This is a genomic window from Acidovorax cavernicola, from assembly GCF_003581445.1.
Window position 1 is genome coordinate 22,297 of the sequence record NZ_QXMN01000026.1, and the last position, 24,656, is coordinate 46,952.

Consider the following 24,656-nt stretch of genomic DNA (forward strand, 5'->3'; position numbering starts at 1 on the left):
CCATGACGAAGACCTCCACACCCCGCGTGCTCACCGCCTTGTCGATGCTGCTGGCCGGCGCCGGCCTGGCAGCAGCAGCCTGGGCCGCCGACCCGGCACCGAAGGACACCACCGCGACCAACCCGCTGGGCGGCAAGACCGCCCCAGCGGCGTCGCAGGCCGCGTCGGGCCAGCCGCGCCAGATCAGCTGGGAAGAACTGGTGCCCAAGGACTGGGACCCGGCCAAGGCTTTCAAGGGCATCGACCTGGCCTCGCTCGACGACGGCGACCCGCGCGCCAACGAGCTGCTGATGAAGATGCAGGAGGTTTCGAACAACGCGCCCACCAACCCCGCGCTCAACGGCGTGGAAGTGAAGATCCCCGGCTTCATCGTGCCGCTCGAAGAGGCCAAGGGCGAGGTCACCGAGTTCCTGCTCGTGCCCTACTTCGGCGCCTGCATCCACACGCCGCCGCCGCCGGCCAACCAGATCCTGCACGTCATCCCGCAAAAGGGCGCCAAGTTCCGCGCCATGGACACCGTGTGGGTCACCGGCAAGCTGCAGACGCTGCGCAACGACTCGATGATGGGTGTGAGCGGCTACCACGTGAAGGCCAGCAGCGTCACCAAGTACTCGGGCGGCGCCAAGTAGCGCGCTTGCGCGTCTGTGTCTGTGGTTCTGCGCTGACAGGGGCGGCGGCGCACGACCGACACAGACCGTTGCATCGGTGACGCAGGCTTTGTCATCGCCGGTCACCGAGTGCCGTTGAAGGAGTTCCGGGCATGACGCCGGCGCCTTCATGGAACAACAGATGACAACACCCCATCGCTCCACGGTCCCGCGGCTCCTGACGATCTCGCTGTGCATCGGCGCCCTCGCCATCGCAGGCTGCGACAACAAGAACACCACCCCATCCGCGGCGGCAGCCGACCCCGCGCTGTCGATCCCTGCGCCCGCGGTGCCGCAGGCCCCTGCCGCGCCGACACCGGTGGCCTACACGCCACCCTCGGCCGAGCAGCTCTACCAGATGGTCGCGCCCATCGCGCTCTACCCCGACAAGCTGGTGGCGCAGATCCTGGCAGGCGCCACCTACCCGCAGCAGATCACTGCGGCCCACGACTGGCTCGACCAGAACCGCACGCTCAAGGCCGGCCCGCTCGCCGACGCGGCCAACCAGCAGCCGTGGGACCCGAGCGTGAAATCGCTGACCGCGTTCCGCCCCGTGATCGACCAGATGGCCGGCAACATCGCGTGGACCGAATCGCTGGGCAAGGCCTACTACAACGATCCGGCCGACGTGATGAACGCGATCCAGGTGATGCGCCAGCGCGCCTCGAAGGCGGGCAAGCTCAAGAACAACGACAAGCTGCGCGTCGCGCGCGCCGCGACACCGGCGAACTACGCACCTGCGCCCGACATGCAGCCGATGTACGCGGGCCCTACGATGATCGAACCGCCCGAGCAGCTGATCACCATCGAACCCGTGCAGCCCGACGTGGTGTACGTGCCGCGCTACGACCCGCAGGTGGTGTACGACACGCCCATGCCCGTCTACCCCGGCTACGCCTATGCACCGCCACCGGTAGTGGTCGAACCCGGCTACAGCCGCGGCCAGATGGCGGCAGTGGGTGCACTGGCCTTCGGCAGCGGCGTGATCGTCGGTTCAGCGCTGGAGCGCCACGGCTGGGGCTGGAACGCCTGGAACATGAACTGGGGCACGCCCCGCTGGCGCGACCGCGCGGCACCGCCACCTCCGGCCTACCGCCCTGCGGTCGTCTACAACAACAGCACCTACGTCTCGCGCTCGACCACCGTCGTCAACAACGTGCGCAACGTCTACAACAACAATAACTACGGGAGCGATCGCAACGGCCCGCCGCCCGGTGCGGCGGCATGGCAGGCGCAGCAGCAACAACAGCAACAGGTCCGCGCCCAGCAACAACAGGCGCTGATGCAGCAGCAACAGCAGCAGATGGCCCAGAACCAGTTGCGTGAACAACAGCAGGCCCAACAGGAGCAGGCACGACGACAGCAGCAGGCGCAGCAGGAACAGGCGCTGCGTCAACGCCAGGACCAGCAGGAGCAAGCCCGCCGCCAGCAGATGCAGCAGCAACAAGCCGCGCAGAACCAGCAGCGCCAGCAGCAGGCCCAACAAGAGCAGGCGCGCCGTCAACAGCAGGCACAACAGGAACAGGCCCTGCGCCAACGCCAGGACCAGCAGGAGCAAGCCCGCCGCCAGCAGATGCAGCAGCAACAGGCCGCACAGAACCAGCAGCGTCAGCAACAAGCCCAGCAAGAACAGGCGCGTCGCCAGCAGCAGGCGCAACAGGACCAGGCCCTGCGGCAACGCCAGGACCAGCAGGAACAGGCCCGCCGTCAACAGATGCAGCAGCAACAAGCCGTGCAGAACCAGCAGCGCCAACAGCAGCAGGCTCAGCAAGAGCAGGCGCGTCGCCAGCAGCAAGCGCAGCAGGACCAGGCCCTGCGGCAACGCCAGGACCAGCAGGAACAGGCCCGCCGTCAGCAGATGCAGCAGCAACAAGCTGCGCAGAACCAGCAGCGCCAACAGCAGCAGGCTCAACAAGAACAGGCGCGTCGCCAGCAGCAAGCGCAGCAGGACCAGGCACAGCGCCAACGCCAGGACCAGCAGGAGCAAGGCCGGCGCCAGCAGATGCAGCAGCAACAGGCGCAGCAGGAGCAACTAAGACATCAACGGGAACAACAGCAAGCCCAGGCGGCGCAGCAGCAACAAAGGCAGGCGCAGCAGTTGCAGCAACAGGCCCAACAAGCCCAGCAGGAGCAGGCGCGTCGTCAGCAGCAGTTGCAGCAGCAACAACAGGCGCAGGCACAGGCCGCGCAACAGCAACGCCAGGCTCAGCAGGAACAGGCCCGCCAGATGCAGATGCAACAGCAGCAAGCCGCCCAGAACCAGCTGCGCCAACAGCAGGAGCAGATGCACCGCCAGCAGATGCAGCAACAGCAGGCGGCGCAGAACCAGGCGCGCCAGCAACAGCAACAACAGGAACAGATGCGACGCCAGCAGGCGCAGCAGCAACAACAGCAGCAAGCCCAGGCTCAGGCTGCTGCGGCAGCAAACGCCGCCCATCGCCGCCGCCCGGGCGATCCCTCGTCGCAGTGAACCCGCGGCCAGCGCCGCGGGCGCACCGCGCGCAAGCTCAGTTCTTGCCGATCTCGGTCAACAGGCGCGTCACGAGGTACAGGCGCGGCACGATCGAGTCGACCTCGATGTACTCGTCGCGTGCGTGGTAGCCGAAGCCCGCAAGGCCGAAGCTCTCGACCACCGTGGCCTTGCCGGAGCGGCCCGCGAAGCCCGCGTCGGTGCCGCCGCCGGTCATCGGCGTGAGCGCCAGTTCGCGGTCGATTTCCTTGTAGATCGCCTGCGCTTTCTCGGCCAGTGCGCGGCCCTTGGCGCCTGCGACGAAAGCCGGACGGCCCACCTCGACCTTCACCGTGGTCTCGGTGTCGGGAATCAGCTTGCCGCTGGCGATCTTGGCCTGCAGCGCTTCGTTGAGCTTCTTCTCGGCACCGGGTTGCGTGATGCGGATGTCGCCCAGCGCCTGTGCCTTCTCGGTGATCTGGTTGATCGGGCCAGTGGCGCGCGCCACGGTCCAGTTCAGCGTCACGCCGGGGATGTCCTTGGCGAGGTCCTTGGTCTGCAGCATCTGGTACGACAGCTCGTACAGCGCGTTGCGGCCCAGTTCGGGCGCGGCGCCGGCGTGCGCGGCGCGGCCCTTCACCTCCATCGTGGCCTGTGCGATGCCGGCCGCGCCGAGCAGCAGCGATTCGCCCTTGGCCACCGCCTTCGCGGCCGTCGGCTCGAAGGACAACACCGTGTCGTGCAGGTCGGCCGTGGTCGCGATCAGCTCGCCCGAGCCCACCGAGCCCACTTCTTCGTCGGGATTCACGAGCACCGTGAGCGTGTCGTAGTCACGCCAGCCTGCGTCGGCCAGGATCTTCAGCGACGCCATCATCACCGCGAGGCCACCCTTGTCGTCGGCGATGCCGGGGCCGTAGATGCGGTTGCCGTCGACCTTGTAGGGCTGGCTGTTCAGGATGCCCGGCGCGTACACGGTGTCCATGTGGCCCTGCAGCATGATCTTGCGCTTGCCGGTGCCCTTGATCGTGCCGATGACGATGTCGGCGCCCGCGCCCGCCGTGGCCTTGCGGCGCTCGGTCTTGAAGCCGGCCGCCTTCAGGCGCCCTTCGATCACGTCGGCCATCTTCATCAGGCCGTCGACGTTCAGGCTGCCCGACTCGATAGCCACCATTTCCTTCAGGTTGTCGATGACGGCGGGCTGCGCCTTCTCGGCCGCCGCCAGCAGCTTCGCGTCGGGGGCCGCCTGCACGGAGGCCGCAGCACCGAGCGCCAGGCCGCAGGCCAGGGCAACGGAGCGCAGGGAGAAGAAAGACGAAGTACGCATGGTCATGAAAGTCTCTTTTCCTGGAGTGATTGGCGGGCGCCAGCATACCGATCTGGCGGGGGAAACGGCGCAAATCGGCGACAGCGCAGGGCCGGCGGTTTAAAGTGCGCCGCACTTTCCAACAAGCCGCCCGGCCCGTGCAGCGGCATGTCTCCACCGAAGACCATGAGCCTTGCGAACGACGCCAGATTCTGGGACCGCACGTCCCGCCGCTACGCGAAGAGCGCCGTCGCCGACCCGGCCGGCTACGAACGCACGCTGGAGCGGACCCGCGCGCTGCTGCCGCCGCACGCGCGCGTGCTCGAACTCGGCTGCGGCACGGGCACGACCGCACTGCGGCTCGCGGGCCATACCGACACTTACCTGGCGACCGACATCTCCGAGGGAATGATCGCGATCGCCGAAGAACGACTCGCGGCAAGCCCTGTCCCCGGCCTTGCGCTGCGCGCAGCGACCGCAGAGATGCTTGCATCTGAAGCGAGCCGGTTCAACGTCGTCCTGGGGTTCAACTACCTGCACCTGGTGCGCGACCTGCCCGGCACGCTGCGCTGCATCCACGCCCTGCTCGAAACGCAGGGCCTGTTCATCTCGAAGACGCCTTGCCTCGGCGACATGAATCCGCTGCTGCGGCTGGCCTTGCTGCCCGCGATGCACGCCATCGGGCTGGCGCCGCATGCCGGCGTCTTCCGGGCGGACGAGCTGGGCAAGCATCTTCAGGCTGCGGGCTTCGAGGTGCTTGCCACCGAAAACCACGCCACCAAGGGCGGGGAGAACCGCCCCTGGATCGCGGCGCGCAAGACCTGACGCGCACGACAGCGCTTGCCGTCGCAAGCCCTTCATCGGCTAACATCCGCCCCGCGGTGCAAGCCGCGCCCGGACCCGCGGGAAGGGTTGAACCCACTTGCCATCCTTGTGACGATCCACAGCCTTTTGTGCAGCCGGATTTGCGGGTCATCGGCGTCTGATGCACGGAGGTTTCATGAAGCGCATTCCCGCCCGGCCCGACATCGGCCACCTGAAGAAGCAAGCCAAGGAACTGCTTGCGCTCTATCGCAGCAACGATCCCGAGGCCTTTCACCGATTTCGCAGCGCCCTGCCCGCCGCGTCGGGCAAGACCGATGGCGCCCTCTCAGCCCAGGGCTTGCGCCTGCACGATGCCCAGTCGTGCGTGGCGCGCGAGTACGGCTTCGTGTCATGGGCCGATCTGCAAGGTTTCGTTCTCACCCGCAGGGCGCAGATCGATGACCCGGCCAAAGCGGTGCTTCACTGGCTGCGCCTGGTGTACGCAGGCGATATCGCTGGCGGCACGAACCGCGCGCGCCCCACCGTGGCCTTGCGCCTGCTCGACGAGAACCCCGGCCTGCTCGGCAATGACGACCCCTACCTGGCCTGCGCGACAGGCGATGAGGCCGCGTTGCGCCGCGCCACCGCGCAAGACCCGACCTGGGTCCATCGCGCAGGCGGTCCGCTGCAACTGCCGCCGCTCGTGGCCGTCACGCACTCCGGCCTGATTCAGCTGCCGGACTATCGCAAGCGCCTGCACGCATGCGCGAAGTTCCTGCTCGACGCGGGGGCCTCACCCGATCAATCGACCGGCAACCGCTGGCCTCCCGCATCGCTCGAAGCACCCGCCGACAACGAACGGCTTTCCGCGCTCTACGGCGCCGCCGGCCAGAACCACGACCCCGACCTCACGAAGCTGCTACTCGACGCCGGGGCCGACCCGAACGACGGCGAATCGCTGTACCACTCGCTGGACCAGCCCGCCTGCACCCGGCTCCTGCTGGAAGCCGGCGCACGCGTGACGGGTTCGAACGCGCTGTACCGCGTGCTCGACCTGGATAACGTCGAAACGCTTCGGCTGCTGCTCGCCCATGGCGGCTATGCGAACGAACCGCCGCAGGGCCCGCCCATCTCGGACTGGGGTTCGCCACTGCTGTGGGCCATTCGCCGTCGCCGCTCGCCGGCGCACATCGAAGCCTTGCTGGCCGCCGGCGCGCGCCCCGACGTTTTCACGCAGGACGGCACGCCCGCGCACACCGTGGCATTGCGCTTCGGTCTGACCGAGGTCGCGCGGCTGTTGCAGGCAGCAGGCGATGCGCAGGCGCCGCTGCCCGCCTCCGAAGCCTTCATTGCTGCGTGCGCGCGCGGCGACGAAGCCGCGGCGCGAGAGCTCCAAGCACGGCACCCGGGCCTCATCGGCACGCTCAACGACACACAGCTTCGCCTGCTGCCAGAGCTTGCCGCCGAGGGCTGCGGGGACGCGGTGAAGCTGATGGTCACGCTCAGCTGGCCGATCGAGGTCCGCGGGGGCGACTGGGACGCCTCGGCGCTCAACCATGCCGTGTTCCGTGGCGATGCAGCGCTCACCCGCTTCCTGCTCGCGCACGGTGCGGACTGGCAGGCGCTGCACGGCTTCGGCGACAACGCCTGCGGCTCGCTGTCGTGGGCCTCGCTGAACGAGCCCGTCGCAGGCGGCGACTGGGTCGGTTGCGCCCAGGCCCTGGTGGCCCACGGCATGCCGTCCGCGCGACCCGATCCGCAAAGCGCAGACGGTGTGCTCATCGGTGCGCGGCACAGTCTGTTCTCGGACGAGGTCACGGACTTTCTGCTGAACGCATCGATGACACAAAGCTAAGGCTGCGGTCAACGCACCACCATCGCCAGGAGAACCGTGACCAACAAGGCGAGGTACACCCTGGCGTGGATGCGGTCCGGAATGCGCCCGATCCACAACCCGGCGATGCGGATGCCGATACAGGACCCCACCACGAGCATCGCGGCCGCGCGCACATCGACGTACCCCAGATGCCCCGGCCCGAAGGACGGCGTCGAGGTGGTCGACAAGACCACGTAGGTGGCCGTGCCTGCCAGCGCCACCGGCAGGGACAGCGGGTTGGCCATCGCCGTCGCGCGGGTCATCTCGATGCCGCGACGGCGCATGAGGGGAACCGTCATCACGCTGCCGCCCACCCCGAGGAACGCGGCCACTCCGCCGATCACCAGCCCCGACAGCACCATGGCCGCCGGAGAGGGCAGCGCCTTGCGTACCGCAGGCGGCGCAAGAAAGCCGGGCCGCAGCCAGCAGTCCAGGATGGTCAGCGCCAGATACGCAGCAAATGCCCAGCGCAGCCATTCCCCGTGCACGGCGGTTGCCGCGAGCGCGCCCAGCACGCCGCCTGCGCCCATCGCGCCGAGCAGCGGCCTGACCTGCGACCAGTCCAGCGTCCCCGCACGCTGATGGCGCCAGGTCGCCAGCAGCGCACCGAAGATCATCACGCACGTGGACGTGGCGACCGCGATCTGCATGGCCGACTGCCCGACGGCGCTGTCGGCGGCGTTCAGCTGGGACAAGAGCTGGTACAGCAGCGGCACCACGACGAACCCGCCACCGAAACCGAACAGCACGGTCGTGACGCCCGTCAGGCATCCACACACCACCAGCAACAGATACAACGACACGAGGAACTCCATTGACACAGAAGCCTTGAGGCTAGATCTGGAGGCCTTGGCGCGCCTTCGATGTTCGGTCAACAATGTTTGCGCTTCGGCCAACCACTCCTTCACCGTGCGCAACCAGTCCCTCGACACTCTCGACCCCACGCCCCGTGCCGTTCTGGCCATCGGCACCGACTACGCGCCGGGCACGCTGCTGGAAATGCACAGCCATCGCCGCGCCCAGTTTCTCTACGGCGCGACCGGGCTGATGGAGGTGGGCACGGACGATGGCGCCTGGGTCGTCCCGCCGCACAGCGGCGTCTGGATACCCGCCGGCAAGCCGCACCGGGTGAAGATGGTGGGCGTCAGCACCCGCAGCCTCTACATCGAACCCTCAGCCGCGCCGCGCAGCGGCTCGCTGTGCGAAGTGCTGGCGGTGTCGCCCTTGCTGCGGCACCTGCTGATCGAGGCCGTCGACGTGCCGGCGCTGTATGACCTGCGCGGCCGCGACGGACTGTTGATGTCGCTGGTGCTGCAGGAGGTGCGCCGCGCGGCGGCATTGCCCTTCTTTGCGCCGTTGCCCGCAGAGCCACGCTTGGCGGCGCTGTGCATCGCATTCCTGCACCAGCCCGATGTGCGCACCTCACCGCTCGCCTGGGCGCGGCAACTGCACCAGAGCGAACGCACGTTCAGCCGGTTCTTCCGTTTGCACACAGGCGTGACCTTCGCCGAATGGCGAAGCCAGGCCTGCCTCCTTTCGGCGATGTCCCAGTTGGCCATGGGCCATTCGGTGACCACGGTGGCGCTTCAGCTGGGCTACGACAGCCCGGGCGCCTTCTCCACCATGTTCCGTAAGAAGCTCGGCCACAAGCCGTCGGCGTTCATTGCAGCGTGAGGAGGCTGCTTCGCGGCCGCCCTGCGCCTGTGGCATTCTTTGCCTGGCTGCCTGCAGCCAAGCGGTCGACTGACCCCGTTGTTCCTTGTGTGCCGCCACGGAAGATGGACATGCCTGGAACATCCACCGATTCACAGGGAGTGAACCCATGAAGCCTCGTCCGCTCAAGCACCGCGCCGTGCGCGCATTCCACCTCGTCGCCTCCGCCTGCGCGGCAGCGACCTTGCTGGCGGCAGTGCCCGCCCAAGCCGCCGACAACTGGACCGAGATCGCCTCCACCGCCCGCAAGAAGGTGCTGCTGCAACGCGACTCGATCAAGCCGCACGGCGATGCCGTGGAAGCCTGGTCGATGTATCGCTACGACGAACTGCAGACCGACGTGGGCAAGACCCCGTACCGCACCTCGCGTTATCTCTTCGACTACGACTGCAAGGGTGGACGTGAGAAGGTGCGCCGCGTCATCAGCCACAACGGACCGCTGGAAGCCCATGACATCGACCTCAGCCGGCGCGGCGACTGGAAGCCCGTGGGCGGCCCCACCACGGTGAGCGGCATCGTGTTCAAGCACGTGTGCGCGCAGGTGCGTTGATGCGTTGATGCGTTGATGCGTTGAGTCGAAGAAGCGCGGTAACATTTCGACATGCTCCGCCGCTTCACCCGGGTCGGACCATCACGACGGCAGTGACAACCCAGGGTGTTACCGCAAATGGAGCGTCCCGATGTGGAGCATCCTGGCCGATCTTTTCGTCGGCATCTTCGATTTCTTCCTCGATGTCCTGATGTTCCGGCGCTTGCGTGACAAGCGCGGTCACCGCAGTCGCAGCGTGACCGAAGACTCCCTCGCCGTCGCGCACTTCGATTTCGTCACGGCGACCCTGATCGCACTTGTCTGCGTCGGCTTGATGATGCTCCTGGCTTTCGGATTCGATGTGCCGGCGGGCTGGAGCGTGGGAATCGGCGTCACCGTCGGCGCGATCTGGGGCGGCTGGCGATACGCCCAGCTGATTCGCGAGCGATGAGCGCATGAAGCGGTCGGGTCGTTTCTCATGCGTGACCATCGGGCTGTCGATCGCGGCGATCGCCGGCTTGCTCCCCGTCGCCGCCGCTGCACAGTCCCTCGCATGCAACGGCTACCTTGTCGGAAAAGGCGCGTCGCCCGCCACCTTGCTCCAGACATGCGGCGAGCCGATCTATCGCCAGGCGGTCTGCGTGCCGATGGTGCAACTGGGCTGGATCCTCACGCCGTATCGGCCGGGCAGCCCCGAGGCCATACTGGCCAACCAGTGCGTGCCGATGGAGGAATGGACCTATGACCGGGGCCCGGGCACCTTCTTCGGCATCGTGCGCATCTACAACGGCACGATCGAATCGGTGCGCGATGGTGATCGGGGTCGCTAGGGTCTGGCCCCAACCATCGGCAAGCAGGAAGCCTCCGGTACCCAGCCCGCACCGAACGGCGTTGACGACGACGCGGCGCAGAGCCACGATGGCATCGTCACCGCCCCCATGCCCAGGCAGGTGGGGGACTCGTTGAAGCCAGGGAGCCAGCCCGCTCTGCAATGAACGGTCAAGGAAGCGCACCGTCCAGAGCCCTCGAGGAGTTCCCATGGCTGAAAGCGACAAGGTGTTCGCAGGCTCCGTCCCGAAGTTCTACGACACGCTGATGGTCCCGCTGATCTTCGAGGGCTACGCCGCCGACGTGGCCGCGCTGGTCGCGGCGTTCTCGCCCGGCGCGGTGCTTGAAACGGCAGCGGGTAGCGGCGCGGTCACGCGGGCGTTGGCGCCCCGGCTCGGTGCCGATGCCCGCTACGTGGTGACCGACCTCAACCCGGCCATGCTCGACTACGCGGTCACACGCCAGCCGGCCGACAGCCGCATCGAATGGCAACAGGCCGACGCGCTCGCCCTGCCGTTCGAGGATGCCTCGTTCGATGTGGTTCTCTGCCAATTCGGCGCGATGTTCTTCCCCGACCGGGTCGCCGGCTACAGCGAGGCGCGTCGCGTGCTCAAACCCGGCGGGCGCTTTGTCTTCAGCGTCTGGGACCGTATCGAGGACAACGCCTTTGCCGACGACGTCACCCGCGCCGTCGCCACGGTGTTTCCGGACGACCCGCCGCGGTTCCTCGCACGCACACCGCACGGCTACCACGACGTCGCCCTGATCCGCGGAGACTTGAGCCGCGCGGGGTTCACCCACATCGAGATCAGGACGCACGAGAAGCAAAGCCGCGCGCCATCCGCACGCGAGGTTGCCATCGCCTACTGCCAGGGCACGCCGCTGCGCAACGAGATCGAGGCGCGCGATGCGAGCCTGCTTTCGCTCGCGACGGACCGTGCGGCAGAGGCGATTGCAGCCCGCCACGGCACAGGTTCGGTGGCCGGCAAGATCCAGGCGCACGTCATCGTGGCGACGGGATAGCGCCGCGCCAGCGCTACGTCCGCAGGATCTTCTCGATCGCCTTGCCCTTGGCAAGCTCGTCGACCAGCTTGTCCAGGTAGCGGATCTTCTGCATCAGCGGGTCTTCGACTTCCTCGACACGGACACCGCACACGACGCCCTTGATCAGCGCGCTGTTCGGGTGCAGCGCCGGAGCCTGCGCGAAGAAGGTCTTGAAATCGTTCTGTTGTTCGATCTGCTGCTGCAGCCCCGCCGCGTCGTAGCCGGTGAGCCAGCAGATGACCTCGTCGACCTCGTCCTTCGTGCGATTCTTGCGCTCCGCCTTCTGGACGTACATCGGATACACCTTGGCGAAGGGCATCGCGAAGATCTTGTGCTCGGGCATCGTCATGTCTCCTTCGTGTCGGGGTGGATGTTCGATGCTGGCGGAGTGCTGACGCGCCCTCTCAACCCTTGCGACCACCCGAGGTCTTCCTCGCAGTCACGGTCTCGCGCACCGACTTCAGCACTGGCGCTTCCCGCGCCGACTTCATGTGCCCGCTCTCCCCCGTGGTCACCCCGACGATCTTCGCGAGCTGCCGGCTCACGCTCACATAGGCATGGCCGATGCTGCTGTCGTAGTAGAGCGAATCGCCGCGCGCCAGGTGCACCACCTCGCCGGTTTCGAAGTGCACCTCGATCTCGCCCGACAGCACATAGGCGAACTCTTCGCCCGGATGCCGCGCGAAGTCTTCCGGGCCGTTGATGCGGCGCGCATGCACGGTACCGACAACGGGGCTCATCTGCTTGCCGGCCGCCGTGGTGCCGAGGAATTCGTAGGCGAACGAAAGGCCGCGGTAGACCACGCCCTTGCCCGCACGCGTGACCACCGGCCCGTCGAACTGCGCGGGCTTGACGCCGGCGCCCGCGAACATGGCGTTCATGTCCATGTCGAGCGCACGGCCCAGCGCGGCGAAGTTCTCGTAGCCGAGCGCGAGCTGGCCGCGCTCGGCGCGCGAGATGGTGGTGATCGAGACGCCGGAGCGCTCGGCCAGTTGCGCCAGCGTCCAGCCGAAACGCTTGCGCGCGGTGCGCAGGCGATGACCGAAGGTGGTGCGGTCCAGCGTGGACGGCTCTTCCTTCGGTTTGGCCCCGGCCTTGTTCCCTGTGTGTGGAGTCACGCTTGGCTTTCTCTAGGTATGCCGGGTGATTCTGCCAGCCCCGCGCGCGGCCGGCCACGCACGGTGCGATCGGCCCGGCATGCGTTTTGCGTATGCGCAAATTGCGTGTACGCAAATTTCACTTGGATGGTGCACCCATGGTTTCCCCTTGGTTGGCGCGAATCAATTTGCGTATCCGCAAATTTCTACCTACACTTTTCGGCGATGACAACAAGCACACCTACACCCGTCGCGGCCGACTACCTCGTGATCGGCGGCGGCATCGCCGGGGCCTCGGTGGCCCACTGGCTCGCCCCGCATGCGCGCGTGATCCTGCTCGAACGCGAGGCCCAGCCGGGCTACCACTCCACCGGCCGCTCTGCCGCGCTCTTCATGGAGAGCTACGGCACGCCGCAGGTGCGGGCCCTCACGATGGCCAGCCGCGCCTTTCTCGAACACCCGCCCGAAGGCTTCGCCGAGCACCCGCTGCTCACGCCGCGCGGCGCGATGATGGTCGCGGGCACCGAACACCTGCCGGAGCTCGAAGCCCATTGGGACCTGCTGCGCGCCATGGACGTCGGCGCCCAGCGCCTGAGCGGCGAGCAGGCGCGCGAGATGGTGCCGGCGCTGCGCCCCGATCAGGTGGCCGGCGCGGTGTACGAACCCGATGCGTCCGACATGGACGTGCACGCCATCCACCAGGGCTACCTGCGCGGCATGCGGCAGGCCGGCGGCAAGCTGGTGTGCGACGCCGACGTCACGGCCATGGAACGCGTCGGCGATCGCTGGCGCGTGACGGCCGGCGGCGCCGTGTACGAAGCACCCGTGGTGCTCAACGCCGCCGGTGCGTGGGTCGACACCATCGCGCAGCTGGCGGGCGTGCGTCCGCTGGGCATCGAGCCGCGCCGCCGCTCGGCCTTCATCTTCGCGCCGCCCGAGGGCCAGAGCGTTGCGCACTGGCCGATGGTGTTCGCCGCCGACGAAGGCTGGTACTTCAAGCCCGACGCCGGCATGCTGCTGGGTTCGCCGGCCAACGCCGACCCGGTCGATCCGCAGGACGTGCAGCCCGAAGAGATGGACATCGCCACCGCCATGTACCGCATCGAGGAAGCGACCACGCTCGCCATCCGCCGCCCCACGCGCACCTGGGCGGGCCTGCGCTCCTTCGTGGCCGACGGCGACCTGGTGGGCGGCTTCGAGCCCGACGCGCCCGGCTTCTTCTGGGTCGCGGCGCAGGGCGGCTACGGCATCCAGACCTCGGCGGCGATGGGCGAGGCCTGCGCCGCGCTGGCACGCGGCCTGCCGCTGCCCGAGCGCATCGCGGCCTTCGGGCTCACGGCCGAGATGCTCGGGCCGCAGCGCCTGCGCACGGCCAGCGCCGGCTGATACCTCCTCCTTCTCCAAAACAACTCCTCTCCACGAGAAATCACCATGCGTGTCTTCAGTGCTTCCCTCGCGACCGAAACCAACACCTTCGGCCCGATGCCGACCGGCCTTTCGTCCTTCAAGGACCGCGGCTACTTCCCCGCCGGTCAGCACCCCGATGCGCTGACGATCTACTCGGGCCCGCTGTGGGCCGCACGCATCCGCGGCAAGGAAAAGGGCTGGACGTTGCTCGAAGGCATGGTCGCGGGCGCGCAGCCCAGCGGCATCACCACGCGCCATGCGTACGAAACGCTGCGCGAGGAAATGCTGAACGACCTGCGCGCCGCACTGCCGGTGGACATGGTGCTGCTCGGCCTGCACGGCGCAATGGTGGCCGACGGCTACGACGACTGCGAAGGCGACATGCTGGAGCGCGTGCGCCAGATCGTCGGCCCCGACGTGGTGATCGGCGCGGAGCTCGACCCGCACAACCACCTCACGCCCGCCATGGTCGACAACGCCGACGTGATGGTCTCCTTCAAGGAGTACCCGCACACCGACGTGCTCGAACGCGGGCTGGAGCTGGTCGACATCTGCGCCGCAGCGGTCGAAGGCAAGGTCAAGCCGGCGCACGCGATGGTCGACTGCGACATCATCGTCACCGTCCACACCTCGCGCGAACCGGCGCGCAGCTTCGTCGAGCGCATGCAGGCACTCGAAGGCAAGGATGGCGTGCTTTCGGTCTCGCTCACGCACGGCTTCTCCTGGGGCGACGTGCCCGAGATGGGCACCAAGGTGCTGGTCTACACCGACGGCGACCAGGCCAAGGCCGACACGCTGGCGCGCCAGCTGGCCGACGAAGTCATCGCCATGCGCGACGGCCTCACGGTGAACTACCCCGGCATCGACGAATCCCTCGACGAGGCCCTGGCCTTCGATGGCGGCCCCGTGGTGCTGGCCGACGGCGCAGACAACCCCGGTGGCGGCGCGGCAAGCGACTCGACCTTCATCCTGCGCCGCATGCTGGAGCGTGGCATCACCAACGCGGCCCTGGGCCCGATGTGGGATCCGATTGCCGTGCGCATCGCCTTCGACGCCGGCGTGGGCGCCAGGCTGCAGATGCGCATCGGCGGCAAGATCAGCCCGCTGTCGGGCGACCCACTGGACGTTGAATGCACCGTGAAGGCGCTGCAGCACGACCTGGTGATGACGGGCCTGTCGAACACGCCCACGGCGATGGGCGACTGCGCGCTGGTCGAGGTCAACGGCATCGAGATCGTGCTGATCACGCGACGCAACCAGGCCATGGGCACGGACCTGTTCACGCAGCTGGGTTGCGACCTGGCGGCCAAGAAGATCGTCGTGGTGAAGTCATCTCAGCATTTCTACGCCTCGTACTCCCAGGTGGCCAAGCACGTGATCTACGCCGGCGCACCGGGCGCCGTGACGCTCGACCTCACCACTTTGCCGTATCGCAAGGCACGCCTGCCCAAGTGGCCGATCGGCGTCGCCGCCTGATCGCCCTGCCCCCTTTCTTTCGCACCCCGACCGGAGAACCGACGATGAAACGACGCACGCTTGCGGCCCTCGCTGCCATGGCCCTCTCGGCCGCCAGCCTTCCCGCGCTCGCCCAGACGCCGCCCAAAACGCTCAAGGTGGTGGCGCATGCCGACCTGAAGATTCTCGATCCGACCTTCACCACGGCGTACATCTCGCGCAACTTCGGCCACATGGTCTACGACACCCTGTTCGCACAGGATGCGACGGGCAAGCCGCAGCCGCAGATGGTCGAGAAGTACACGACCTCGAAGGACGGCAAGCAGTGGAGCTTCACGCTGCGCCCGGGCCTGAAGTTCTCCGACGGCGCCGCCGTGACCTCGGCCGACGCCGTGGCATCGCTGCAGCGCTGGGCGGCGCGCGACAGCCTGGGCCGCGCCATGACGGGCATCGGTGCCGAGTGGAAGGCGACCGATGCGCGCAACTTCACGCTCACGCTCAATGAGCCGTTCGGCATGGTGCTCGACGCGCTGGCCAAGCCCTCGGGCTTTCCGCCGGTGATCCTGCCGGAGCGCATCGCCAAGCTGCCGGCCACCTCGCCCCTCACGGAGGTCGTCGGCTCCGGGCCCTTCATCTTCAAGCGCGACGAATGGGTGCCGGGCAACAAGACGGTGTTCGTGCGCAACCCGAACTACGTGCCGCGCAGCGAGCCGCCGAGTGGCCTGGCCGGCAGCAAGAAGACCAGCCTGGACCGCGTCGAATGGCTCTACCTGCCCGACGCCAACAGCGCCATCTCGGCGCTCAAGCGCGGCGAGGTCGATTACATCGAGCAGCTGCCGCCCGACTACATCGCGCCGCTGCGCACCGACACCAACATCAAGATCGGCTCCGGCGGTGCCTACCAGGGCTTCCTGGTCATGAACCAGCTGCACCCGCCCTTCGACAACCCGAAGGTGCGCCAGGCACTGCTGCAGGCCGTGAACCAGGAACGCTTCGTCGCGGCCATGGGCTTCCCGCTGGACATGCGCATGGCCTACTGCGCCACCTACTTCATCTGCGGCAGCCCCAACGACACCTCGGCGGGTGCCGAGCCCTTCCGCAAGGCCGACGTCGCCAAGGCGAAGAAGATGCTCGCCGACGCCGGCTACAAGGGCGAGAAGGTGGTGCTGATGGTGCCGAGCGACGTGCCGTATCTGAACGCCGAGGCGCTGATGGCCGCGCAGACCATGAAGAGCATCGGCCTGAACGTCGATGCGCAGACCATGGACTGGGCCTCGATCGGTGCGCGCCGCGCCAAGCGCGATGCGGCCGACGCCGGCGGCTGGAACATGTACGTCACGGTGGCCGGGGAATTCGACGTGAACTCGCCCATCGCCAACGCCTACCTGGGCGCCGCCTGCGGCAACACGCTGCCCGGCTGGCCCTGCGACAAGAAGCTGGACGAGCTGCGCACCGCCTGGCTGAAGGAAACCGTGCCGGCCAAGCGCAAGGAACTGCTGGACGCCTTCCAGTCGCGCGCCTACGAGGCCGTGCCGTACATCAACGCGGGCCAGTACTCGGCCGCGTTCGCGGCGCGCGCCAGCATCAAGGGGCTCGACAAGATGTGGGCCGGCATGCCGACCGTCTGGATGCTCGACAAGTAAGCGCCGCGCACCGCCATGGGCTACATCGTTCGACGCTTTCTCTCCACGCTGCCGGTGATGGCGGTGGTGGCCGTGGTGGTGTTCCTGCTGATCCACCTGTCGCCGGGCGATCCGGCCGCACTCATCGCGGGCGACCTCGCCACCACGGAAGACATCGAGAAGCTGCGCGCCGCGCTCGGCCTGAACCTGCCGCTGTGGCAGCAGTTCGGACTGTGGATCGGCAAGCTCTTCACGGGCGACCTGGGCACCTCGATCTTCACGCAGGTGCCGGTGGCGCAACTGCTCGGCCAGCGACTGGAGCCAACGGTGTCGATCGCGGCACTGACCATGCTCATCACGCTGGTGGTGGCGGTGCCGCTGGGCACCCTCGCAGCCTACTGCGCGGGCACCTGGATCGACCGATTCGTGATGCTGTTCGCGGTGCTCGCGTTCTCGGTGCCGGTGTTCCTCGTCGGCTACCTGCTGGTCTACACCTTCGCGCTGCAGCTGGCGTGGTTTCCGGTGCAGGGCTACGTGAGCTTTGCCGAAGGCCCCGGCGCCTGGCTGCGTGCGCTGGTGCTGCCCTGCGTGAACCTGGCGCTGGTGTACATCGCGCTGGTGACGCGCATGACGCGGGCCACCGTGCTCGAGGTGCTGCACGAGGACTACATCCGCACCGCACGCGCCAAGGGCCTGGGCGTGCTGCCGGTGCTGGGCCATGCGCTGCGCAACGCGGCCATTCCGATCGCCACAACCATCGGTGCAGGCATTGCGCTCCTGATCGGCGGCGTGGTGGTCACTGAGACGGTGTTCGCCATTCCGGGCGTCGGCCGGCTCGTGATCGACTCGGTGCAGCGCCATGACTACCCGGTGATCCAGAGCGTGCTGCTGCTGTCGGCGGGGGTGTACGTGCTGATCAACCTCCTGATCGACCTGAGTTATCGCCTGTTCGACCCGCGCATCCAGTACTAGAACAAAGAACGAGCCCCACGACGCCATGTCCACTGCCCTGCCCTTGCGCGAGGTCGATGCGCCGGCTCCTGCTGCCGGTTCCGCCTCTGCCGAAGACGCCCCTTTCGTCCCCCCACGCTGGCGCTGGGTGCGCAAGCACCCGACGTTGATCGTCGGCGCGCTGCTGCTCATCGTGGTGGCCGCGCTGTCCATCGCCGCGCCCTGGATTGCCACCCACGACCCGCAGGACATCGATCCGCTGGCGCGCATGCAGACGGCCTCGGCCGAGCACTGGTTCGGCACCGACGCGCTGGGCCGCGACGTGTTCAGCCGCGCCGTGTGGGGCGGACGCGTGTCGATGATCGTCGGCGCCTCGGTCGCGGTGCTTGCCACCTTCTTCGGCATCGTGCTGGGCCTGGTGTCGGGCTTCGTTCGCTGGGCCGACGGACCGATCATGCGGGTGATGGACGGCCTCATGGCCATCCCCGGCATCCTGCTGGCCATCGCGCTGATGGCAGTGACGCGCGCCAGCCTCACCACGGTGATCATCGCCATCACCGTGCCCGAGATCCCGCGCGTGGTGCGGCTGGTGCGTTCGCTGGCCCTCACGCTGCGCGAGCAGCTGTTCGTGGAGGCCGCGCACGCGGTCGGCACGCGGCTGCCGGTGATCCTCGTGCGTCACGTGCTGCCGAACATCGTGGCGCCGCTGATCGTGCAGGCCACCTTCGTGGCCGCCGCCGCGGTGCTCACCGAAGCGGCGCTTTCCTTCCTCGGCGTGGGCGTGCCTTCGCAGACGCCGAGCTGGGGCAACATGATGGCCGAGGGTCGCAACTTCGTGACCGTGGCGTTCCACATCATCCTGTACCCGGGCCTGCTGCTGGCGGCCACGGTGCTGGCGATCAACCTGCTCGGCGACGGCCTGCGCGATGCGCTGGACCCGCGTCTTGCACGGCAACTGTGAGGAGCGCGCCATGACGATCCAGATGTCCCAGGCCACGCTCGCCCCCGGCGAGCCGCTGCTCGAAGTCGACAACCTGCGCACCTACTTCAGCACGCTCGCGGGCACGGTGCGCTCGGTCGACGGCGTGTCGTATACCGTGCGCGCGGGCCGCACGCTCGGCGTGGTCGGCGAATCGGGCTGTGGCAAGAGCGTGACCGCGCTGTCCATCCTGCGGCTGCTGCCCACGCCGCCCGGTCGCCACATGGGTGCGGTGCGCCTGCGCGGCACCGACCTGATGCAGCTGAGCGAGCGCGAGATGCGGCAGATCCGCGGCAACCGCATCTCGATGATCTTCCAGGAGCCGATGACCTCGCTGAACCCGGTGCTCACCGTGGGCCGGCAGATCGCCGAGACGGTGCAGCTGCACCAGAAGGCCAGCCGCGCCGAAGCGCTGCAGCGCGCGGTCGAGATGCTGCGGCTGGTGCAGATTCCGGAGCCCGAGCGGCGCGTGAACGAATACCCGCACCAGCTCTCGGGCGGCATGCGCCAGCGCGTGATGATCGCGCTGGCCCTGGCCTGCAACCCCGAGGTGCTGATTGCCGACGAGCCCACCACCGCGCTCGACGTGACCATCCAGGCGCAGATCCTCGACCTCATCAAGCGCCTGCAGAAAGAGCTGGGCATGGGCGTGGTGATGATCACGCACGACCTGGGCGTGGTGGCCGAGAGCTGCGACCGCGTCGTGGTCATGTACGCGGGCAAGAAGGTCGAGGAGGCCGACGTGGTCGACCTGTTCGACCGCCCTCTGCACCCCTACACCCGCGCGCTGATGGCCTCGATGCCTGCGATGAGCACGTCGAGCACGCGGCTGCACGAGATCCCGGGCATGGTGCCCGCCGCGCACGAGCTGGGTCGCGGCTGCGCATTCGCTGCACGTTGCGCGCAGGCACGCGAACGCTGCCGCCGCGAGACACCGCCGCTGTCCACGCAGGGCGAAGGCCACGTGGTCGCTTGCTTCGCAGTGCAGGAACAGTGGGCAGAGCGTACCGAGACCGCCGAGGTGAGCGCATGACGACAACAACGACGACAACCCCACCCGCCGCCAAGGCGCCGCTGCTGCAGGTGCGCGAACTGCGCAAGCACTACATCGCGCCGCGCCGCTGGCTGCGCCCGACCAAGCCGGCGATCCAGGCGGTCGACGGCGTGTCGTTCAACGTCGGGCACGGCGAGACGCTGTCGCTGGTCGGCGAGTCGGGCTGCGGCAAGACCACCACGGCCAAGTCGGTGATGCGGCTGGTCGAGCCCACCTCGGGCTCGGTGCGACTCGACGGCGAAGAACTGCTGACCCTGCCGGCCCATGCGATGCGCCAGCGCCGGCGCGACCTGCAGATCATCTTCCAGGACCCGTATGCCTCGCTGAACCCGCGCCTCACGGCCGGCGACATCGTGGCCGAGCCGCTGCGCAATTTCGGCGACGTGTCGGTGGCCGAGCGGCGCGAGCGCGTGCAGTGGCTGTTCTCGCGCGTCGGCCTGCGGCCCGAGGCGGCGAAGAAGTTTCCGCACGAGTTCTCCGGTGGCCAGCGCCAGCGCCTGGGCATCGCGCGCGCACTGGCGCTGAACCCCAAGCTGATCGTCTGCGACGAACCGGTGTCGGCGCTCGACGTGTCGGTGCAGGCGCAGGTGGTCAACCTGCTGATGGACCTGCAGGCCGAGTTCGGCATTGCCTACCTCTTCGTCGCACACGACCTCGCGGTGGTGCGCCACATCAGCCACCGTGTGGCCGTGATGTACCTCGGCCACATCGTGGAGATCGCCGACCGCGACACGCTGTTCTCGGCGCCCCGGCATCCGTACACCGAGATCCTGCTGTCGGCCGTGCCGGTGCCCAACCCGCGCACGCCTGCGAAGCGCCTGCTGCTGCAGGGCGATCCGCCGAGCCCGGCCAATCCGCCGTCGGGCTGCCGCTTTCACACGCGCTGCCCGATGGCGCAAGCCGTGTGCAAGGAGAAGACACCCGAGCTGAGCGAACGCCCTTCGTCCTCCCACAGCGGCGCGTCCAGCCACTGGGTTGCCTGCCACTTCCGTTGAAAGCACTGCCTCCATGACCGACAAGACACCCCACTACGACCTGCTGATCCACGGCGGCACCGTGATCGACGGCACCAAGGCCCCGCGCTTCGACGCCGACATCGGCATCGTCGGCGGGCGCATCGCCGCCATCGGCAAACTCGTCGGCCACACGGCCGACCAAAAGCTCGACGCCACCGGCCGCATCGTCGCGCCGGGCTTCATCGACTCGCACACGCACGACGACCAGGCCGTGCTGTCGCATGCGCAGATGCCGTTCAAGGTGTCGCAGGGCGTGACCACGGTGGTGGCGGGCAACTGCGGCATCAGCGCCGCGCCGCTGCGCCACGACATGGACCTGCCGATGCCGCTGAGCCTGCTCGAGTCGCCCGCCGAAGGCCGCTTCACGAGCTTCGCCGCCTACCTCGACGCGCTGCGCGCCACGCCCTCGTCGGTGAACGTGGCGGCCATGGTCGGCCACTCGACCCTGCGCGCCGTGACCATGTCCGACCTCGACCGCCCCGCCAACGACAGCGAGATCGCCGCCATGCAGGCGCTGGTCGAAGAAGCGATGCAGGCCGGCGCGATCGGCCTGTCCACCGGCACCTTCTACCCGCCGGCCGTGAAGGCGACGACCGAAGAGATCATCGAGGTCGGCCGCCCGCTCACGTCGCGCAAGGCGCTGTACGTGACCCACATGCGCGACGAGAGCGACCGCGTGATGGAGCCGCTGGAAGAAACCTTCCACATCGGCCGCGCGCTCGACATCCCGGTGGTCGTGTCGCACCACAAGGTGCAGAACACGCAGAACTTCGGCAAGAGCAAGGTCACGCTGCCCTTCATCCAGGAAGCAATGAAGCACCAGTGCATCGGGCTCGATTGCTATCCGTATACCGCAGGCTCCACCATGATCCGCACCGACCGCGGGATGATGGACGGCCGCGTGCTCATCGCCTCCAGCGTGCCGCACCCCGAATGCGCGGGTCGCGACCTGAAGGACATCGCGGCCGAATGGGGCGTGTCGGGCGAAGAGGCGGCCCAGCGCCTGTCGCCCGGCAGCGCCATCTATTTCATGATGGACGAAGACGACGTGCAGCGCATCCTCGCGTTCGACGAGACCATGATCGGCTCCGACGGCATCCCGCTGGGCGACAAGCCGCATCCGCGCCTGTGGGGCACCTTCCCGCGCGTGCTGGGGCACTACAGCCGCGACGTGGGACTGTTCCCGCTGGAGACGGCCGTGTGGAAGATGACCGGGCTCACGGCACGCAATTTCGGCCTGCACGAACGCGGCGCACTCAAGATCGGTCATCACGCCGACGTGGTGGTCTTCAATGCCGCGACGGTGCGCGACACCGCGAACTACGACACGCCGACGCAGCCTGCGGAAGGCATCGATGCCGTGATCGTGAACGGCGCCCTCACGTGGCGCCACGGCGTGCACAGCGGTGCGCGCAACGGCCAGGTCATCGTGCGCCGAGATGCGCAAGCGAGCTGACCCGGCCCCGGTCCCCTTCCAGAGATACCACGGAACCGGCTTCGCCGGGCCGTAGGTATCGCCCCCTGCAAGGGGGAAGGAGTAGCGACACGAAGTGCGCGAAGCCTGGGGGTGCGCCTAATCCGGCGCGTTCATCACGCGATCGAACTCTTCGTCGGCCGGCACGTTGTCGGCATCGAGTTCGCTGGCATCGGTGAGGTCGATGCCCGTTTCGTCCGACAGGTCGTCGGACGCATCGGCTTCGAGTTCGTCGAAGTCGTCGGCAGGCGTGTTGTCCTCTTCGTCGTCTTCGGACGACGAGGCGGAGCGCGCGGTGGCATCGGCTTGGGGCGTCATGATCGAATTCCTCGGCAGATGGGTGAACGGCCCTCTATGGTGCGCCTGTTTTGGCCGTTGCGGTTCATCCGATGCGCCGCATCGATGTGTCGGAAAGTGTCGCGCCGCGCGCGCAAGGCCGGCCTCGCGCGTCTTCAATCCTTGTGGACGTGGCCGTGCTCGCCGTGGCCCGGGTCGTCGTGGCCGTGGTCGTGCCCGTGTTCGCCGTGCGCGAGCCGGCTCACCAGCGTGACCAGCAGGATGCCGGCCGCCAACCACGCGATCTGCGCCGCGGTCTGGCGCGCGGGCAGGCGCTTTTGCAGTTGCGGAATCAGGTCGGCCAACGCCACGTAGACGAAGCTGCTGCCCGCCAGCACCAGGAAGTACGGCAGCCAGCCATGCAGCTGGTCGACCAGCCACCAGCCCGCGATGCCGCCGAGCATGGTCATCGTGCCGGCCAGCGACACCTTGACCAGCGCCGCACGCGAATTGGCCGAGCTCTGGCGCAGCACGACGAGGTCGCCGATGTGGTGCGGCACCTCGTGCGCGAGCACGGCCAGCGCGGCCACCAGGCCCAGGCGGATGTCGGCGACGAAGGCCGAGGCGATCAGGATGCCGTCGCCGAAGCAGTGCACGCTGTCGCCGGTGAGCACGGCCCAGCCGCCACCGCCTGTGGTGGGGACGTGGTTGTGGTTGTGGGCGTGGCCGTGGGCGTGCGAATGGCCGTGATGGTCGTGGCCGTGGTGATCGTGCGCGCCCTCTTTCGCCGGGGCGGCATCGCCATGGTGGTGTTCATGCCCGTGGTGCCACAGCTCGGCCTTGTCGAGCAGGAAGAAGAACACCAGCCCGAACAGCAGCACCGCGAACAGCAGCGCCGGTTCGATGCGGCTTTCGAAGGCCTCGGGCAGCAGGTGCATGAAGGCAGTAGCCAGCAGTGCGCCGGCCGCCAGGCTCAGCAGGTGCTGCGGGTTCACGCCGCCCCCTCCGCTGCGCACGCCCACGCGCAGCAGCAGGGCCGCGAGCCAGACGCTTCCGATGCCGGCGACCAGGGTCGCCACGAGAATCACTATCAAATTCATAGCTGCTTGCGCAAGAGGAACGGCCACTGAAACCATTTCCGGGCCGTGTTCCGATCATAAAAAGAGAAAGGCCGTCACGTCGGACGGCCTTCGGCGGAGGGTGGCTACGGGGCGCCGACGCGGTCAGGCGACTCCATTGGCTTTGAACCAGGCCGTGGCACGCTGCCAGCCGTCGTCCGCGGCGCTCTTGACGTAGCTGGGACGGTAGTCGGCGTGGAACGCGTGGCCTGCTTCGGGGTACACGACGAAGCTCGATGCCTTGGCCGCCGGGGTTCCAGTGGCCAGAGCAGCTTTCATCTTATCAACCGTGTCAAGGGGGATTCCTTGATCTTTTCCGCCGTACAGGCCGAGCACCGGCGCTTGCAGGCTGGCGGCGATGTCGACGGGGTGTTTCGGCTGCAATTCGCTCGCCTGCCCGACCAGCCGGCCGTACCAGGCCACGCCGGCCTTGACCTTGCCGGTGGCGGCATAGAGCCACACGATGCGCCCGCCCCAGCAGAAGCCGGTGATGCCGGCCTTGCTGGTGTCGCCGCCGTTGGCCTTGGCATAGGCCAGGGCGCCGTCCAAGTCGGCCATGACCTGCGCGTCGGGCACCTTGGTGACGATGTCGGCCTGCAGCTTGGGGATGTCGGTGTAACCGCGCGGATCGCCCTGGCGCGCGTACAGCTCGGGTGCGATGGCCAGGTAGCCGAGCTTGGCGAAGCGGCGGCAGGTGTCGGCGATGTACTCGTGCACGCCGAAGATCTCCTGGATCACCAGCACCACCGGCAGCCCGGTCTTGCCGGCCGGTGCAGCGGCGTAGCCGGGCACCTCGAAGCCGTTGACGGTGTACTTGATCGGACCGGCCTTCAGGCCGTCGGCCGGGGTGGCAATGGCCGTCTGCGCGGCCACCGGCAGCACGGCGGCGGCGTAGCCCACACCGATGGCGGCCTTGAGCGCGGTGCGGCGCGTGGCCCCCTGCTCGGTGCTGTCGCCGGGGCGAAGCGAATCGAATTCGGAACGGTTGTCGTCGAAGGAGGTCATGCGAAGGCT

At 68.0% G+C, this 24,656-nt stretch carries 24 protein-coding genes; 17 read left to right on the forward strand and 7 right to left on the reverse strand.

Going from position 1 to position 24,656, the window contains the following annotated elements; genetic code table 11:
- The first annotated feature begins 2 nt into the window (after positions 1-2).
- Positions 3-629, forward strand: coding sequence for a DUF3299 domain-containing protein (locus tag D3H34_RS19665; protein WP_119555928.1), 627 nt, complete (start codon positions 3-5; stop codon positions 627-629).
- A 160-nt stretch (positions 630-789) separates the two neighbouring features.
- Positions 790-3,117 carry a DUF3300 domain-containing protein gene (locus D3H34_RS19670; protein WP_119555929.1) on the forward strand — a complete coding sequence of 776 codons (2,328 nt, stop codon included), beginning with the start codon at positions 790-792 and terminating at the stop codon, positions 3,115-3,117.
- Between the two features lie 37 nt (positions 3,118-3,154).
- Here the strand turns inward: D3H34_RS19670 and D3H34_RS19675 are convergent, their stop codons facing one another.
- Entirely contained in the window at positions 3,155-4,426 is a 1,272-nt protein-coding gene (locus tag D3H34_RS19675) for a M20/M25/M40 family metallo-hydrolase (RefSeq protein ID WP_119555930.1), read from the reverse strand.
- A 159-nt stretch (positions 4,427-4,585) separates the two neighbouring features.
- On the opposite strand from D3H34_RS19675, the gene D3H34_RS19680 reads away from it, so the two are divergent.
- A complete protein-coding gene (locus tag D3H34_RS19680; protein ID WP_119555931.1) occupies positions 4,586-5,224 on the forward strand; it encodes a class I SAM-dependent methyltransferase in 639 nt (212 codons plus the stop codon).
- 175 nt (positions 5,225-5,399) lie between these two features.
- On the forward strand, positions 5,400-7,058 hold the full coding sequence (locus D3H34_RS19685; RefSeq protein ID WP_119555932.1) for an ankyrin repeat domain-containing protein: 1,659 nt from the start codon (positions 5,400-5,402) through the stop codon (positions 7,056-7,058).
- Between the two features lie 8 nt (positions 7,059-7,066).
- Here the strand turns inward: D3H34_RS19685 and D3H34_RS19690 are convergent, their stop codons facing one another.
- Positions 7,067-7,975: a sulfite exporter TauE/SafE family protein gene (locus D3H34_RS19690; protein WP_119555933.1), complete on the reverse strand. Its 909-nt coding sequence runs from the start codon at positions 7,973-7,975 to the stop codon at positions 7,067-7,069.
- Between the two features lie 13 nt (positions 7,976-7,988).
- On the opposite strand from D3H34_RS19690, the gene D3H34_RS19695 reads away from it, so the two are divergent.
- The 5 genes from D3H34_RS19695 (at position 7,989) to D3H34_RS19715 (ending at position 11,172) form a co-directional block, all read left to right on the forward strand.
- Positions 7,989-8,753, forward strand: a complete 765-nt coding sequence (locus tag D3H34_RS19695) for an AraC family transcriptional regulator (RefSeq protein ID WP_119555934.1) — start codon at positions 7,989-7,991, stop codon at positions 8,751-8,753.
- 148 nt (positions 8,754-8,901) lie between these two features.
- Entirely contained in the window at positions 8,902-9,342 is a 441-nt protein-coding gene (locus D3H34_RS19700) for a surface-adhesin E family protein (RefSeq protein ID WP_119555935.1), read from the forward strand.
- Positions 9,343-9,472: 130 nt separating this feature from the next.
- Entirely contained in the window at positions 9,473-9,772 is a 300-nt protein-coding gene (locus tag D3H34_RS19705; RefSeq protein ID WP_119555936.1) for a hypothetical protein, read from the forward strand.
- 31 nt (positions 9,773-9,803) lie between these two features.
- A complete protein-coding gene (locus tag D3H34_RS19710) occupies positions 9,804-10,151 on the forward strand; it encodes a DUF2845 domain-containing protein (RefSeq protein WP_286185958.1) in 348 nt (115 codons plus the stop codon).
- Positions 10,152-10,359: 208 nt separating this feature from the next.
- Positions 10,360-11,172: a class I SAM-dependent methyltransferase gene (locus tag D3H34_RS19715; protein ID WP_119555937.1), complete on the forward strand. Its 813-nt coding sequence runs from the start codon at positions 10,360-10,362 to the stop codon at positions 11,170-11,172.
- Positions 11,173-11,185: 13 nt separating this feature from the next.
- Here the strand turns inward: D3H34_RS19715 and D3H34_RS19720 are convergent, their stop codons facing one another.
- Both D3H34_RS19720 and D3H34_RS19725 read right to left on the reverse strand, forming a co-directional pair.
- A complete protein-coding gene (locus tag D3H34_RS19720; protein ID WP_119555990.1) occupies positions 11,186-11,536 on the reverse strand; it encodes a DUF2200 domain-containing protein in 351 nt (116 codons plus the stop codon).
- A gap of 61 nt (positions 11,537-11,597) precedes the next feature.
- Positions 11,598-12,311 (reverse strand): helix-turn-helix domain-containing protein, encoded by a 714-nt coding sequence (locus tag D3H34_RS19725; protein ID WP_119555938.1) that lies wholly within the window; start codon positions 12,309-12,311, stop codon positions 11,598-11,600.
- Positions 12,312-12,515: 204 nt separating this feature from the next.
- Here D3H34_RS19725 and D3H34_RS19730 point away from each other — a divergent pair, with 204 nt between their 5' ends.
- Genes D3H34_RS19730 through D3H34_RS19765 form a run of 8 tightly spaced genes read left to right on the forward strand, consistent with a single transcriptional unit; the run spans position 12,516 to position 22,230 of the window.
- Positions 12,516-13,676: an NAD(P)/FAD-dependent oxidoreductase gene (locus D3H34_RS19730; protein ID WP_119555939.1), complete on the forward strand. Its 1,161-nt coding sequence runs from the start codon at positions 12,516-12,518 to the stop codon at positions 13,674-13,676.
- Positions 13,677-13,721: 45 nt separating this feature from the next.
- Entirely contained in the window at positions 13,722-15,173 is a 1,452-nt protein-coding gene (locus D3H34_RS19735; RefSeq protein ID WP_119555940.1) for a M81 family metallopeptidase, read from the forward strand.
- Positions 15,174-15,217: 44 nt separating this feature from the next.
- Positions 15,218-16,795: an ABC transporter substrate-binding protein gene (locus tag D3H34_RS19740; protein ID WP_119555991.1), complete on the forward strand. Its 1,578-nt coding sequence runs from the start codon at positions 15,218-15,220 to the stop codon at positions 16,793-16,795.
- Between the two features lie 15 nt (positions 16,796-16,810).
- Positions 16,811-17,746, forward strand: coding sequence for an ABC transporter permease (locus D3H34_RS19745; RefSeq protein ID WP_119555941.1), 936 nt, complete (start codon positions 16,811-16,813; stop codon positions 17,744-17,746).
- 25 nt (positions 17,747-17,771) lie between these two features.
- On the forward strand, positions 17,772-18,686 hold the full coding sequence (locus tag D3H34_RS19750; protein WP_205736764.1) for an ABC transporter permease: 915 nt from the start codon (positions 17,772-17,774) through the stop codon (positions 18,684-18,686).
- A 10-nt stretch (positions 18,687-18,696) separates the two neighbouring features.
- Positions 18,697-19,737 (forward strand): ABC transporter ATP-binding protein, encoded by a 1,041-nt coding sequence (locus D3H34_RS19755; RefSeq protein ID WP_119555942.1) that lies wholly within the window; start codon positions 18,697-18,699, stop codon positions 19,735-19,737.
- Positions 19,734-20,753: an ABC transporter ATP-binding protein gene (locus tag D3H34_RS19760; protein WP_119555943.1), complete on the forward strand. Its 1,020-nt coding sequence runs from the start codon at positions 19,734-19,736 to the stop codon at positions 20,751-20,753. The genes D3H34_RS19755 and D3H34_RS19760 overlap by 4 nt, the downstream gene beginning before the upstream one ends.
- Positions 20,754-20,766: 13 nt before the next feature.
- The gene (locus tag D3H34_RS19765) at positions 20,767-22,230 is read left to right on the forward strand and encodes an N-acyl-D-amino-acid deacylase family protein (RefSeq protein WP_119555944.1); all 1,464 of its coding nucleotides are present in this window, start codon (positions 20,767-20,769) and stop codon (positions 22,228-22,230) included.
- A 117-nt stretch (positions 22,231-22,347) separates the two neighbouring features.
- On the opposite strand, the gene D3H34_RS19770 is transcribed toward D3H34_RS19765, so the two are convergent.
- The 3 genes from D3H34_RS19770 to D3H34_RS19780 form a co-directional block, all read right to left on the reverse strand.
- A complete protein-coding gene (locus tag D3H34_RS19770) occupies positions 22,348-22,566 on the reverse strand; it encodes a hypothetical protein (protein WP_119555945.1) in 219 nt (72 codons plus the stop codon).
- Positions 22,567-22,700: 134 nt separating this feature from the next.
- Positions 22,701-23,624 carry a ZIP family metal transporter gene (locus D3H34_RS19775; RefSeq protein ID WP_119555946.1) on the reverse strand — a complete coding sequence of 308 codons (924 nt, stop codon included), beginning with the start codon at positions 23,622-23,624 and terminating at the stop codon, positions 22,701-22,703.
- A 123-nt stretch (positions 23,625-23,747) separates the two neighbouring features.
- A complete protein-coding gene (locus D3H34_RS19780) occupies positions 23,748-24,647 on the reverse strand; it encodes a dienelactone hydrolase family protein (RefSeq protein WP_119555947.1) in 900 nt (299 codons plus the stop codon).
- Positions 24,648-24,656 lie beyond the last annotated feature (9 nt).

Bases quoted from the DNA above. Each gene is read 5' to 3' on its own strand.
- D3H34_RS19670 (WP_119555929.1), top strand. From the start codon at position 790: ATGACAACACCCCATCGCTCCACGGTCCCGCGGCTCCTGACGATCTCG.
- D3H34_RS19700 (WP_119555935.1), top strand. From the start codon at position 8,902: ATGAAGCCTCGTCCGCTCAAGCACCGCGCCGTGCGCGCATTCCACCTC.
- D3H34_RS19780 (WP_119555947.1), bottom strand. From the start codon at position 24,647: ATGACCTCCTTCGACGACAACCGTTCCGAATTCGATTCGCTTCGCCCC.
- D3H34_RS19740 (WP_119555991.1), top strand. From the start codon at position 15,218: ATGAAACGACGCACGCTTGCGGCCCTCGCTGCCATGGCCCTCTCGGCC.
- D3H34_RS19745 (WP_119555941.1), top strand. From the start codon at position 16,811: ATGGGCTACATCGTTCGACGCTTTCTCTCCACGCTGCCGGTGATGGCG.
- D3H34_RS19770 (WP_119555945.1), bottom strand. From the start codon at position 22,566: ATGACGCCCCAAGCCGATGCCACCGCGCGCTCCGCCTCGTCGTCCGAA.
- D3H34_RS19750 (WP_205736764.1), top strand. From the start codon at position 17,772: ATGTCCACTGCCCTGCCCTTGCGCGAGGTCGATGCGCCGGCTCCTGCT.
- D3H34_RS19705 (WP_119555936.1), top strand. From the start codon at position 9,473: ATGTGGAGCATCCTGGCCGATCTTTTCGTCGGCATCTTCGATTTCTTC.
- D3H34_RS19715 (WP_119555937.1), top strand. From the start codon at position 10,360: ATGGCTGAAAGCGACAAGGTGTTCGCAGGCTCCGTCCCGAAGTTCTAC.
- D3H34_RS19755 (WP_119555942.1), top strand. From the start codon at position 18,697: ATGACGATCCAGATGTCCCAGGCCACGCTCGCCCCCGGCGAGCCGCTG.
- D3H34_RS19760 (WP_119555943.1), top strand. From the start codon at position 19,734: ATGACGACAACAACGACGACAACCCCACCCGCCGCCAAGGCGCCGCTG.
- D3H34_RS19720 (WP_119555990.1), bottom strand. From the start codon at position 11,536: ATGCCCGAGCACAAGATCTTCGCGATGCCCTTCGCCAAGGTGTATCCG.
- D3H34_RS19765 (WP_119555944.1), top strand. From the start codon at position 20,767: ATGACCGACAAGACACCCCACTACGACCTGCTGATCCACGGCGGCACC.
- D3H34_RS19730 (WP_119555939.1), top strand. From the start codon at position 12,516: ATGACAACAAGCACACCTACACCCGTCGCGGCCGACTACCTCGTGATC.
- D3H34_RS19675 (WP_119555930.1), bottom strand. From the start codon at position 4,426: ATGACCATGCGTACTTCGTCTTTCTTCTCCCTGCGCTCCGTTGCCCTG.
- D3H34_RS19680 (WP_119555931.1), top strand. From the start codon at position 4,586: ATGAGCCTTGCGAACGACGCCAGATTCTGGGACCGCACGTCCCGCCGC.
- D3H34_RS19775 (WP_119555946.1), bottom strand. From the start codon at position 23,624: ATGAATTTGATAGTGATTCTCGTGGCGACCCTGGTCGCCGGCATCGGA.
- D3H34_RS19735 (WP_119555940.1), top strand. From the start codon at position 13,722: ATGCGTGTCTTCAGTGCTTCCCTCGCGACCGAAACCAACACCTTCGGC.
- D3H34_RS19665 (WP_119555928.1), top strand. From the start codon at position 3: ATGACGAAGACCTCCACACCCCGCGTGCTCACCGCCTTGTCGATGCTG.
- D3H34_RS19685 (WP_119555932.1), top strand. From the start codon at position 5,400: ATGAAGCGCATTCCCGCCCGGCCCGACATCGGCCACCTGAAGAAGCAA.